The organism is Sphingomonas melonis, assembly GCF_013409985.1.
Taxonomy (GTDB): Bacteria; Pseudomonadota; Alphaproteobacteria; order Sphingomonadales; family Sphingomonadaceae; genus Sphingomonas; species Sphingomonas melonis_A.
In genome coordinates this window covers 78,107-89,554 of the sequence record NZ_JACCBY010000003.1, presented here as the reverse complement: position 1 = coordinate 89,554, position 11,448 = coordinate 78,107, and the positions used below count along the sequence as shown (strand labels likewise).

At 68.2% G+C, this 11,448-nt stretch carries 12 protein-coding genes; 8 read left to right on the top strand and 4 right to left on the bottom strand.

Going from position 1 to position 11,448, the window contains the following annotated elements:
* Positions 1-265: 265 nt before the first annotated feature.
* The 4 genes from ppdK to HD841_RS11055 all read right to left on the bottom strand — a co-directional run bounded on the left by ppdK (position 266) and on the right by HD841_RS11055 (position 6,576).
* Positions 266-2,923 carry a pyruvate, phosphate dikinase gene (gene ppdK, locus HD841_RS11070; protein ID WP_179508963.1) on the bottom strand — a complete coding sequence of 886 codons (2,658 nt, stop codon included), beginning with the start codon at positions 2,921-2,923 and terminating at the stop codon, positions 266-268.
* An 86-nt stretch (positions 2,924-3,009) separates the two neighbouring features.
* Complete coding sequence (gene glyS, locus HD841_RS11065; protein ID WP_179508962.1) at positions 3,010-5,175, bottom strand: glycine--tRNA ligase subunit beta; 2,166 nt, start codon at positions 5,173-5,175, stop codon at positions 3,010-3,012.
* A gap of 7 nt (positions 5,176-5,182) precedes the next feature.
* Positions 5,183-5,557: an endonuclease domain-containing protein gene (locus tag HD841_RS11060; protein WP_373563018.1), complete on the bottom strand. Its 375-nt coding sequence runs from the start codon at positions 5,555-5,557 to the stop codon at positions 5,183-5,185.
* A 149-nt stretch (positions 5,558-5,706) separates the two neighbouring features.
* Complete coding sequence (locus HD841_RS11055; RefSeq protein ID WP_179508960.1) at positions 5,707-6,576, bottom strand: glycine--tRNA ligase subunit alpha; 870 nt, start codon at positions 6,574-6,576, stop codon at positions 5,707-5,709.
* 93 nt (positions 6,577-6,669) lie between these two features.
* Between HD841_RS11055 and HD841_RS11050 the strand changes: the two genes are divergently transcribed.
* The 8 genes from HD841_RS11050 (at position 6,670) to HD841_RS11015 (ending at position 11,359) form a co-directional block, all read left to right on the top strand.
* Complete coding sequence (locus tag HD841_RS11050) at positions 6,670-7,578, top strand: TraB/GumN family protein (RefSeq protein WP_179508959.1); 909 nt, start codon at positions 6,670-6,672, stop codon at positions 7,576-7,578.
* Between the two features lie 257 nt (positions 7,579-7,835).
* Complete coding sequence (locus HD841_RS11045) at positions 7,836-8,462, top strand: 50S ribosomal protein L25/general stress protein Ctc (protein WP_179508958.1); 627 nt, start codon at positions 7,836-7,838, stop codon at positions 8,460-8,462.
* 211 nt (positions 8,463-8,673) lie between these two features.
* A complete protein-coding gene (gene pth / locus HD841_RS11040; RefSeq protein ID WP_179508957.1) occupies positions 8,674-9,243 on the top strand; it encodes an aminoacyl-tRNA hydrolase in 570 nt (189 codons plus the stop codon).
* Positions 9,240-9,842: a TIGR02466 family protein gene (locus tag HD841_RS11035; RefSeq protein WP_179508956.1), complete on the top strand. Its 603-nt coding sequence runs from the start codon at positions 9,240-9,242 to the stop codon at positions 9,840-9,842. The genes pth and HD841_RS11035 overlap by 4 nt, the downstream gene beginning before the upstream one ends.
* 59 nt (positions 9,843-9,901) lie before the next feature.
* Complete coding sequence (locus HD841_RS11030; protein ID WP_179508955.1) at positions 9,902-10,228, top strand: 5'-nucleotidase; 327 nt, start codon at positions 9,902-9,904, stop codon at positions 10,226-10,228.
* A gap of 65 nt (positions 10,229-10,293) precedes the next feature.
* On the top strand, positions 10,294-10,446 hold the full coding sequence (locus HD841_RS11025) for a hypothetical protein (RefSeq protein ID WP_179508954.1): 153 nt from the start codon (positions 10,294-10,296) through the stop codon (positions 10,444-10,446).
* An 84-nt stretch (positions 10,447-10,530) separates the two neighbouring features.
* The gene (locus HD841_RS11020) at positions 10,531-10,836 is read left to right on the top strand and encodes a glycine zipper 2TM domain-containing protein (protein ID WP_179508953.1); all 306 of its coding nucleotides are present in this window, start codon (positions 10,531-10,533) and stop codon (positions 10,834-10,836) included.
* 97 nt (positions 10,837-10,933) lie between these two features.
* Positions 10,934-11,359, top strand: a complete 426-nt coding sequence (locus HD841_RS11015; RefSeq protein ID WP_179508952.1) for an OsmC family protein — start codon at positions 10,934-10,936, stop codon at positions 11,357-11,359.
* Positions 11,360-11,448: the final 89 nt, after the last annotated feature.

The window sequence follows — 11,448 nt, the reverse complement described above, 5'->3', positions numbered from 1 at the left end:
GCCGCGTGGTCAATCACGTGAGGTGACGGTGCCTCGCCCGCCCCGTCGCCGCAGTCACGTGAGGGGGCGGTGCCTCGCCCACACCGTCACCGCAATCACGTGAGGCACGGTGCCACCCCCACACCGTCACCCCGGACTTGTTCCGGGGTCCACTCTGCGGCGAGGGGACGGGCTGGAGGTGCAAGCCGTTCTCCCAGCCGCCCGGTGGACCCCGGAACGAGTCCGGGGTGACGGGCGGATGAGGGTACGGCTCGCCCCCTGCCCCTTACTTCAGCGCAGCCTGCGCCGCGGCCAGTCGCGCGATCGGCACACGGTACGGCGAGGCCGAGACGTAATCGAGGCCCACCTTCTCGCAGAAGGCGATGCTCGCCGGATCGCCGCCATGTTCGCCGCAGATGCCGAGCTTGATGTCGGGCCGCGTCTTGCGCCCGCGCTCCGCCGCCAGCTCGACCAGCTCGCCGACGCCCTCGACGTCGAGGCTGACGAACGGGTCCTTGGCGTAGATGCCCTGCTCGACATAGGCGCCGAGGAAGCGCGCCGCATCGTCGCGGCTGACGCCCAGCGTCGTCTGCGTCAGGTCGTTGGTGCCGAACGAGAAGAACTCGCCCGTCTCGGCGATCTCGCCCGCCTTCAGCGCCGCGCGCGGCAGTTCGATCATCGTGCCGACCAGATACTCGATCGTCTTGCCGCGCTCGGCGAACACCGCCTGCGCCGCCTTGTCGACGACCGCCTTCATCAGGTCGAGCTCGCGCTTGGTCGCGACCAGCGGAATCATTACCTCGGGGATCGGCGCCTTGCCCGATTTCTCCGCGACGTCGAGCGCCGCCTCGAAGATCGCCCGCGCCTGCGTCTCGTAGATTTCCGGATAGGTCACGCCGAGCCGGCAACCGCGATGGCCGAGCATCGGGTTGAATTCGTGCAGTTCGGTGGCGCGGCGCTTGAGCACCTCGACATCGACGTCGGCAGCGGCGGCGACCTCGGCGAACTCATTCTCCTCGTGCGGCAGGAATTCGTGCAGCGGCGGATCGAGTAGCCGCACCGTCACCGGCAGGCCGACCATCACCTCGAAGATCGCGGTAAAGTCGCTGCGCTGCGCCGGCAGCAGCTTCTCGAGCGCGGCGCGACGCCCCTTCTCGTCGGCGGCGAGGATCATCTGGCGCACCGCCGTGATCCGGTCGGCCTCGAAGAACATATGTTCGGTGCGGCACAGGCCGACGCCCTCGGCGCCGAAATCGCGCGCGGTCTGGCAGTCGAGCGGCGTTTCCGCATTGGCGCGGACTTTGAGCCGGCGCACGCCGTCGGCCCATTCCATCAGCACGCCGAAGTCGCCGGCCAGCTCGGGCTGTACCGTCGCGACCGATCCGAACATCACCTCGCCGCTGGTGCCGTCGATGGTGATCGTGTCACCCTCGCGGATCTCGCGGCCGGCGACCTTCATCACCTTGTCCTTGGCCGAGATCGACAGCGACCCCGCGCCCGAGACGCACGGCCGGCCCATGCCGCGCGCCACCACCGCAGCGTGGCTGGTCATGCCGCCGCGCGCGGTGAGGATGCCGGTCGCGGCATGCATGCCGTGGATGTCCTCGGGACTGGTCTCGACGCGGACGAGGATGACCGCATCGCCCGCCGCCTTGCGCTTCTCGGCGGTGTCGGCTTCGAACACGACGGTGCCCGAGGCGGCGCCCGGCGAGGCGGGCAGGCCCTTGGCGATCACGTCGCGCGGCGCATCGGGATCGAGCGTCGGGTGCAGCAGCTGGTCGAGCGCCATGGGATCGACGCGCAGGATCGCCTCGTTGCGGGTGATCAGCTCTTCGTTCGCCATGTCGACCGCGATCTTGAGCGCCGCCTTGGCGGTGCGCTTGCCCGCGCGCGTCTGGAGCATCCAGAGCTTGCCCTGTTCGACGGTGAATTCGATGTCCTGCATGTCGCGATAATGCGTCTCGAGCCGGTCGAACACCGCCGCCAGCTCGGCATAGACCTCGGGCATCGCCTCTTCCATCGACGGCGCCTTGGCGCCCGCCTCCTCGCGCGCCGCCCTGGTCAGATATTGCGGCGTGCGGATGCCGGCGACGACGTCCTCACCCTGCGCGTTGATCAGGAATTCGCCATAATAGGCGCGATCGCCCTTCGACGGATCGCGGGTGAAGGCGACGCCGGTCGCCGAGGTGTCGCCCATATTGCCGAACACCATCGCCTGGACGTTGACCGCAGTGCCCCAGTCGGCGGGGATGTCGTTCAAGCGGCGATAGACCTTCGCCCGCTCCGACTGCCACGAGCCGAACACCGCGCCGACCGCGCCCCACAATTGGTCGTGCACGTCCTGCGGGAAGGGCTTGCCCCATTCCTTCTCGACCAGCCCCTTATATTCGGCGACCAGCGCCTTGAGGTCGGTCGCGGTCAATTCGGTGTCGAGGGTGAAGCCGTTGTCTTCCTTGGCGATCTCCAGCGCTTCCTCGAACGCGCCGTGATCGAGCTCGAGCACCACGTCGGCATACATCTGGATGAAGCGGCGATAGCTGTCCCACGCGAAGCGCTCGTCGCCCGACTTGACGGCGAGCCCCTCGACGGTCGCGTCGTTGAGCCCGAGGTTGAGGACGGTGTCCATCATCCCCGGCATCGACACGCGCGCGCCCGAGCGCACCGAGACGAGCAAAGGATTGGCGGCATCGCCGAAGGTCTTGCCGGTGATCCCCTCGATATGCGCGATCCCCTGCGCCACCTCGTCGCGCAGGCTTTGCGGGAATTGCTCCCCCTCCTCGTAATAGCGCGTGCACATCGCGGTCGAGATGGTGAAGCCCGGCGGCACCGGCAGGCCGATCGATGCCATCTCGGCAAGGTTCGCGCCCTTGCCGCCGAGCAGATTCTTGTCGCCCTTCCCGCCGTCCGAAACGCCGCCACCGAAACGGTACACGTATTGGGTCATCGCTGGTCCTTAGCTACGGTCTGATGTCTGTCCCGGGGAGGAAGAGAGACATATCGATCGGTCCGGAAACGTCGGAACGGCGGGCGCTATCCCTCGATCTTCGAGAAATCCGCCACCGCATGCACCGCGGCGCGCACCCGGTCGAGCAACGCCAGCCGCCGCGCACGCACGGCGGGCTCGGGATCGTTGACGGTGACATCGTCGAAGAACGCGTCGATCGGCGCGCGCAACGACGCGAGCGCCGCCATCGCGCCCTCGAAATCCTCCGCCGCAACCGCCGCGGTGGCGGCGGGCTCGGCGACGTCGAGCGCGGCGATCAGCGCGGCCTCGGCGGGTTCGGGCGTATAGGCCGGCGGTGGCGCGACGCCGTCGCCGGCAGCCGCATAGCCTTCCTTCTTGAGGATGTTGGCCGCGCGCTTGTAGCCGGCGAGCAGATTGGCGCCGTCCTCGGTCGCGACGAACGCCTGCAAGGCGTGGACGCGGGCGAGCAGGCGGACGAGATCGTCCTCGCCGCCGAGCGCGAACACCGCGTCGATCAGGTCGTGGCGGACGCCGGCCTCGCGCTGCTGCACCTTGAGGCGATCGGCGAGGAAGTCGAGCACCTCGCGATCCACCGCGCCGCTCAGCGGAAAGCGTAGTCCGTTGTCGAGGATCAGCGCGATCACGCCCAGCGCCGAACGCCGCAACGCGAACGGGTCCTTCGATCCGCTCGGACGCAGCTCGGCGCCGAAGAACTGGGTAATGCTGTCGAGCTTGTCCGCCAGCGACACCGCCACCGTCACCGGCGCGGTCGGGACGTCGTCGCCCTGCCCGACCGGCTTGTAATGATCGCGCACCGCCTCGGCGACCGCATGCGGCTCGGCCTGCGCGGCGGCGTAATAACCGCCGATCAGGCCCTGCAATTCGGGGAATTCGCCGACCATGCCGGTGACGAGGTCCGCCTTGGCGAGCCGCGCCGCACGCTCCGCCATATCGGCGAGCGTCATTCCCTCTCCCCTTGTGGGAGAGGGAGGGAGCGCCGAAGGCGCGGAAGGGTGAGGGGGAGTGGCCAGGGATGCGCTATCCCCCTCACCCTTCCCGATCGCTGACGCGAGCGGGCCCCTTCCCTCTCCCACAAGGGGAGAGGGAGATTGGACGATCCCCTCTTCCACCAGCCACCGCGCCAGCTTCGCCACGCGATCGACCTTGTCGGCGACCGTACCGAGCTTCTCGTGGAAAACGATGTTCGCCAGCTTCTGCGCCTGCGCTTCCAGCGGCGTCTTCAGGTCGGTCTCGTAGAAGAAGCGCGCATCGGACAGCCGCGCCGCGAGCACCTTGCGATTGCCCTCGACGATCTGCACGCCGCCGTCTGTCGCCTCGATATTGGCGGTGCAGACGAAGGCATTGGCCAATGCGCCATCCGCATCGCGGCAGACGAAATATTTCTGGTTCACCCGCGCGGTGAGCTGGATGACCTCGGGCGGCACGGTGAGGAAGTCGGCATCGAAGCGGCCGAGCAGCGGCACCGGCCATTCGGTCAGCCCGGCATTCTCCGCGACCAGCCCCTCGTCCGCGACCAGCACCAGCCCCGCCTCGGCGGCCAGCGCGGTGGCGCGCTCGCGGATCAGCGCGCGGCGCTCGTCCTGGTCGACGATGACGTGGCAGGCGCGCAGCTTCTCGACATAATCCGCCGCCGAGCCGATCGTGATCTGCCCCGGATGATGGAAGCGATGCCCGAAGGTCGCGAAGCCGGAACGGATGCCAGCGATCTCGACCTCGACCAGCTCCTCGCCGAACAGCGCGACGATGCCGTGCAGCGGCCGCACCCAGCGCAGCGACTCGGTCGAGGCGGAGGCCGCGCCCCAGCGCATCGACTTGGGCCAGGGGAAGCCGCGGATGATCGCGGGAATCGCCTCGGCGAGCACCGCCGTCGTGGCGCGACCGGGCTTGTCGGTCACCGCATAGAGCACGCCGTCACGCTCGACGAGCTGCTCGCGGGTCAGCCCGGTCTTGCGCAGGAAGCCTTCGAGCGCCTGCGGCGGCGCGCTCGCCTTGGGGCCCTTCAGCTCTTCGGACACCGGCTGCGTCTCGGCCGGCAGATCGCGCGCGATCAGCACCAGCCGTCGCGGCGTCGCATAGGTGACGAGCGATCCGGCGGCGAGACCGGCCTTGGCCAGTTCGGCGGCGAACAGCCGCGCGAGATCGTCGCGCGCCTTGTCCTGCATCCGCGCAGGGATCTCTTCGGAACGCAGTTCGAGCAGGAAATCGGTCATGATCTTCTCATTCCTCCCCGGCACGGGGAGGGGGACCGTCAGCCAAAGGCTGGCGGTGGAGGGGGGTGGCCGCAAGCGCGGCGATCGCGTTGGCCGTGGCATCGGCGTCGCGGAGCACGTCGACCGCCGGTATGTGCAGAACGCGATAGCCGTTCCCGATCAGGAACGCGTCGCGATCCGCATCGCGCTCGGGCCGATCCGCACGGCTATGCGCGTCGCCGTCCACCTCGATCACGGTACGGGTGGCGCTGCAATAGAAGTCGGCGACATAGGGGCCGACGGGATGCTGTTTGCGGAACTTCACGCCCGCCTGTTGCCCCTTCAGCCGCTGCCAAAGGAGAATTTCGGGCAAGCTCATCGCCTTGCGCAATCTGCGCGCAATGGCCGTCTCGGGGCGGAGCGTGCGCGGAGAACCCCCTCCACCATCGCGCTGCGCGCGACGGTCCCCAGTACCGGGTTGAACATGCCCCGCATGTTCAAGGATCGTTCGGGGAACGATCCGGCCCGGTACTCCGTGCCGGGGAGGAATAGTCACGCCGTCCATCCGTTCTTGTCCATCCACGCCGCGCAGGCGCCCTTGGCGAGGTCGCGGACGCGGCCGATATAGGCCTGCCGCTCGGCGACCGAGATCACGCCGCGCGCCTGCAACAGGTTGAACGTATGGCTCGCCTTGATCGCCTGCTCGTACGCCGGGATCGCGAGACCCGCGGCGAGGCTGTTCTCGCACTCCGCCGCCGCCTTCTTGAACAGGTCGAACAGGCTCGCGGTGTCGGCGACCTCGAAATTCCACGTCGACATCTGCCGCTCGTTCTCGAGGAACACGTCGCCGTAGGTGACGCCGGCATCGTTGAACGCCAGGTCGTAGACGTTGTCGACGTCCTGAATATACATCGCCAGCCGTTCGAGCCCGTAGGTCAGCTCGCCCGCGACCGGCTTCATGTCGAACCCGCCCATCTGCTGGAAATAGGTGAATTGCGTCACCTCCATGCCGTCGCACCAGACCTCCCAGCCCAGCCCCCAGGCGCCCAGCGTCGGCGATTCCCAATCGTCCTCGACGAAGCGGATGTCGTGGCGGGTCATGTCGACGCCGATCGCGGCGAGGCTGCCGAGATACAGCTCCTGCAGGTCGGCCGGCGACGGCTTCAGGATCACCTGATACTGGTAATAGTGCTGCAGCCGGTTGGGATTCTCGCCATAGCGGCCATCGGTCGGCCGGCGGCACGGCTGGACGAAGGCGGCGTTCCACGTCTCCGGCCCCAACGCGCGCAGCGTCGTCGCCGTATGGAACGTGCCGGCGCCCATCTCCATGTCATAGGGTTGCAGGATCAGACAGCCCCGGTCGCTCCAGTAATCATGGAGCGTCAGGATCATCTTCTGAAAGGAAAGCGGTGTGGCAGCCATCGTGCGAGGCTTTGGCCGATGAGGCCGCGTCTAGCAAGTGGTGCGGGCCGGCATTAGCTATGCCGTCACCTTAGTCATGGATGTCGTCCCCGCATGATACGAACCCTTGGCGCCGCGCTGTCGGCGATCGCGCTCTGCCTGTCGCTCCCCGCCTGCGCGCAGCAGCCCGCCCAGCCGGCGCGCGCCGCCAACGATGCCGATCCGGCGCTGTGGGTGGTCAAGGACAAGGACACGACCGTCTATCTGTTCGGCACGATCCACGTGCTCAAGCCCGGCCTCACCTGGTTCGACGAGGCGGTGAAGACCGCGTTCGACCGGTCCGACGAGGTCAAGCTGGAGATCGTCCTGCCCGATCCCGCGGCGATGCAGGGGCTGGTGCAGGCGACCGGCGTCGCCGCGCCCGGCACGCCGCCGCTGACCCAACGCCTGCCCGAGGCCAAGCGCGCCGCCTTCACCAAGGCGGTGACCGACCTCGGCCTGCCGGCCAACGCGCTCGACACGTTCAAGCCGTGGCTGGCGGCGACGCAGCTGTCGGTCGCGCCCTTGTCGAAGCTCGGCTACGACAGCACCAACGGTCCCGAACAGGTGATCACCGCCGCGGCGAAACAGGCGGACAAGGCGCTCACCGGGCTGGAGACGCCCGAACAGCAACTCGGCTTCTTCGGCAGCCTGTCCGACAAGGCGCAGCTCGACTTCCTCGTCAGCACCGTCGACGAGCTGCCCAAGCTCAACGACCAGATGGCGTCGATGGTCGACGATTGGGCGAAGGGCGACCCCGACGCGCTCGCCCGCGAGATGAACGACGAGCTGAAGAGCTCGCCCGAGGTCGCCAAAGTGCTGCTGACCGACCGCAACGCGCGCTGGGCGGCGTGGATCAAGCAGCGCATGGCCAAGCCGGGCACGGTGTTCGTCGCGGTCGGCGCGGGCCATCTGGCGGGACCCGATTCGGTACAGGCGCAACTGGCGAAGCTGGGCGTGAAGGCGGAACGGGTGCGCTACTAAGTCCTCCCCCACCAGGGGGAGGTGGCGCCGCGAAGCGGTGACGGAGGGGGAGGATACGGCGAAATCTGCTTTTGCGGAAACACCCCCTCCACCACGGCCTGCGGCCGCGGTCCCCCTCCCCCGCTACGCGAGGGAGGACTTGACCCCATCTTGTCTTTTCGCGCCCTATCGGCTAAGCGCCCCCGCTTCCGGCCATGGTCATCCCTGGAGGCGTGGCGCGGGAAAGACACTTTAGCACGTTTCGGAAGGTTATCTGCATGAGCGACACCATTACGCTCGCAGCCGAGACGCGCGACCGGGTTGGCAAGGGAGCCTCCCGGGCGCTGCGTCGTGACGGCCGCGTCCCCGCCGTGATCTACGGCCAGAACAAGGAACCGACTTCGGTTCACCTCGAAGAGAAGGCGCTGACCAAGGCGCTGATGACCGGTCACTTCATGACCTCGGTCATCATGGTCGAAGGACAGCGCACGCTGGCCAAGGACGTGACCTTCCACCCCGTCACCGATCGCCCGATCCACGTCGATTTCCTGCGTATCGGCGAGCATACCGAAGTCACCGTCGCGGTGCCGGTGGTGTTCGCGGACGAAGAGGAATGCCGTGGCATCAAGCAGGGTGGCGTGCTCAACATCACCCGTCATGAGGTCGAGCTGGTCGTCGACGCGGCGAACATCCCGTCGGAGATCACCATCTCGCTGAAGGGCCGCGAGATCGGCGATTCGATCCACATCAGCGACGTCGCGCTGCCCAAGGGCGCGAAGCCGGCGATCGACGACCGCGACTTCGCGATCGCCACGATCGTGCCGCCGACCGTGCCGACCGCGGCCGACGAGGCGCTCGACGCCGAGGTCGCCGATGCGGCCGCCGGAGACACGACGGAGGGCTGATCCCCTTTGCCGGACCGAAGAGGGGCAGGGTGGCGAAGGCTCCCCTGCCCTTTTTCGTTGGTCATGCTCTTATCCCGCCCATCCCGTAACCCCGGACTTGTTCCGGGGTCCACCGGGCGGCTAGGAGCATGGCCAGAGCCTCCAGCCGTCTCCCAGCCGCGGAGTGGCCTCCGGAACACGTCCGGGGTAACGAGGAAGAATAGGACGCGTCATGCAGATCTGGGCCGGGCTCGGCAATCCGGGGCCGCAATATGCGATGCACCGGCACAATGTCGGCTTCATGGCGGTCGACCTGATCGCCGACATGCACGGCTTCGCGCCGGTCCGGAAGCAGTTCCAGGGCTGGACGCAGGAGGGCCGCGTCGGCAACCAGAAGGTGCTGCTGCTCAAGCCCGCCACCTTTATGAACGAGAGCGGCCGCGCGATCGGCGAGGCGCTGCGCTTCTACAAGCTCGGCCCCGACGCGCTCACCGTCTTCCACGACGAACTCGACCTCGCGCCGTTCAAGGTCAAGGTGAAGCGCGGCGGCGGCACCGCCGGGCATAACGGGCTGCGCTCGACCGACCAGCATCTCGGTCCCGACTTCCGCCGCGTGCGGATCGGCATCGGCCATCCCGGCCACAAGGACCGCGTCACCGGCCATGTGCTGGGCAATTACGCCAAGGCCGAACTCGATCCGCTCGCCGACATGCTCGGCGCGATCGGGGCGGAGGCGCCGTGGCTCGCCGCGGGCGACGACGTCCGCTTCATGAACGACGTGGCTTTGAGGCTCGCACAATGACCGTCCGCACCCTGTTCGCCACCCGCTTCTACGAGGACGATCTCGGCGACGCCGCGCTGCTTGAGGAACTGGAAGAGGCCTGCCTCGACCTCGCGCGCGAGGATCGCGCCGGCGTCGCCTGGTCGAAGGCGCACGGCTATCGCGGCTATACCTCCTATGCCTCGCTCAACGATCTGCCGTCGCGCGACCCGCGCTTCGCCGATCTGGTGAAGCTGCTCAACAAGCATGTCGCGCGCTTTGCCGACGCCTGCGCCTTCGATCTCGGCGGCCGCAAGCTCAAGCTCGACAGCCTGTGGGTCAACGTCCTCAAGCCCGGCGGCAATCATTCGGGCCATATCCATCCGCACAGCGCGGTCAGCGGCACCATCTATGTCGCGACCCCGCCCGGCGCCGGCGCGCTCAAGCTGGAGGACCCTCGGCTGCCGATGATGATGGCCGCCCCCACCCGCCGCGCCGACGCCGACGAAAGCCACGCCACCTTCGTCTATGCCGAGCCGAAGCCGGGCAGCGTCTTCCTGTGGGAGAGCTGGCTGCGCCACGAGGTCGTCCCCAATGCCGCCAAGGGCGAGCGGATCAGCATCAGCTTCAACTATCGCTGAGCCGTCATTGCGCTGCCGCAATTGACCCGCAGCTTCGCCGGATCGGGAGGACGACGGCGATGCGACTGGCGATCTTGATGGCGTTGCAGGCGGCACCGGTGGCAGGACCGCCGATCCCCGCCGACCTGCGCCCGGTCAGACCTGCGCCGGTGCCCGCCTCCCGCCCCTGCGGCACGCCCGACGACCGCGGCGACATCGTCGTCTGCGGTCGCCGCAGCGACGCCAACCGCCTGCCCCGGCTCGACGATACCCGCTATGCCGAACAGCCGCTCCGCGCCACCACGACGCTCGGCAAGGCGCGCCTCTCGGCCGAGGCGGAGCAGGGCAGCCTGCCCGGCGGCCAGAGCGCGCCGCGCGCGATGCTCCGCCTCAAGATGCCGTTCTGACCGAACCGCCACGGACGGGCGGCGGCCTCATCGCCCGTTCATCGCGTGGCCCTACCACCCACCGCATGCGTATCACCAAAGGCCAGATCGGCCTCGCCGCCGTCGTCCTGCTCGCGCCGGGCGGCTTCATCCTCGGCGCGACGCTGCTCGCCAACCGCTATCGCCAGCGCCGTGCCGCGGCGGCGGCGGACCCGCGCGAGCCGCCGGTCGTTTCCTGAACGGAACGTTGTTTCAGGTTCATGCAACCGCGCCTAACAGGATGACGTTGATGCAACACGATTTTCAAGAACGGGAGTAGAAACATGCGAAATCTGATGCTTGCGATGGGCTGTGCGGCGATGGTCCTGCCCGCGACGATGATCGTGCCGGTGTCGAAGGCCGATGCGCAGCGGCACAAGTATCGCGAGTGGCGCGACGATCGCGGCCGCATCCGCTGCCGCAAGCCCGACGGCACCACCGGCGCGGTGGTCGGCGCGGTCGGCGGTGCGCTGCTCGGTCGCACGATCGACACCCGCGGCGACCGCACGGTCGGCACGCTGGGCGGCGCGGTCGCCGGTGGCCTGCTCGGTCGCGAGATCGATCGCGGCGGCAAGCGTCGCTGCCGCTGAGCCGAGCCCTTTTTAGGGTAGCAGGGGCGTCGCGAGGCAACTCGCGGCGCCCCTCTTGCGTATCCCCCGCGAGCTATCCCCACAGGAGATCAACGACATGGTTACGCGCAGCGCTTCGGCGAGCTACGAAGGCCTCGGCAAGGACGGCAAGGGTACGGTCAGCACCCAATCGGGCGTACTGTCGGGCACGCAATATGGCTTCAACACCCGCTTCGAGGACGGCGCCGGCACCAATCCGGAAGAGCTGATCGCTGCCGCGCACGCCAGCTGCTTCACCATGGCGCTCGCCTTCGCGCTGGCCGGTGCGGGCCATAGCCAGGGCAACCTCAAGACCGACGCCAAGGTCACGCTCGACAAGGACGGCGATGGCTTCACCATCACCCGGTCGGCGCTGACCCTCACCGGCCATGTCGAGGGCATCGACCGCGCCGAGTTCGAGCGCATCGCCAACGAGGCCAAGGCCGGTTGCCCGATCTCCAAGGTGCTCAACTGCGACATCACGCTCGACACCAGCTTCGGCTGATCGCGCCATCGGCGCTGCGGCGGCGTCTCCGGCGATGGCCGGGGACGCCGTCGGCTTGTCGGACAAATCGACGAGGGCTATGCCGGGCC

Excerpts from the sequence above, each read along its gene's own strand:
- ppdK (WP_179508963.1), bottom strand. The coding sequence starts at position 2,923 with ATGACCCAATACGTGTACCGTTTCGGTGGCGGCGTTTCGGACGGCGGG.
- glyS (WP_179508962.1), bottom strand. The coding sequence starts at position 5,175 with ATGACCGATTTCCTGCTCGAACTGCGTTCCGAAGAGATCCCTGCGCGG.
- HD841_RS11055 (WP_179508960.1), bottom strand. The coding sequence starts at position 6,576 with ATGGCTGCCACACCGCTTTCCTTTCAGAAGATGATCCTGACGCTCCAT.
- HD841_RS11050 (WP_179508959.1), top strand. The coding sequence starts at position 6,670 with ATGATACGAACCCTTGGCGCCGCGCTGTCGGCGATCGCGCTCTGCCTG.
- HD841_RS11045 (WP_179508958.1), top strand. The coding sequence starts at position 7,836 with ATGAGCGACACCATTACGCTCGCAGCCGAGACGCGCGACCGGGTTGGC.
- pth (WP_179508957.1), top strand. The coding sequence starts at position 8,674 with ATGCAGATCTGGGCCGGGCTCGGCAATCCGGGGCCGCAATATGCGATG.
- HD841_RS11035 (WP_179508956.1), top strand. The coding sequence starts at position 9,240 with ATGACCGTCCGCACCCTGTTCGCCACCCGCTTCTACGAGGACGATCTC.
- HD841_RS11030 (WP_179508955.1), top strand. The coding sequence starts at position 9,902 with ATGCGACTGGCGATCTTGATGGCGTTGCAGGCGGCACCGGTGGCAGGA.
- HD841_RS11025 (WP_179508954.1), top strand. The coding sequence starts at position 10,294 with ATGCGTATCACCAAAGGCCAGATCGGCCTCGCCGCCGTCGTCCTGCTC.
- HD841_RS11020 (WP_179508953.1), top strand. The coding sequence starts at position 10,531 with ATGCGAAATCTGATGCTTGCGATGGGCTGTGCGGCGATGGTCCTGCCC.
- HD841_RS11015 (WP_179508952.1), top strand. The coding sequence starts at position 10,934 with ATGGTTACGCGCAGCGCTTCGGCGAGCTACGAAGGCCTCGGCAAGGAC.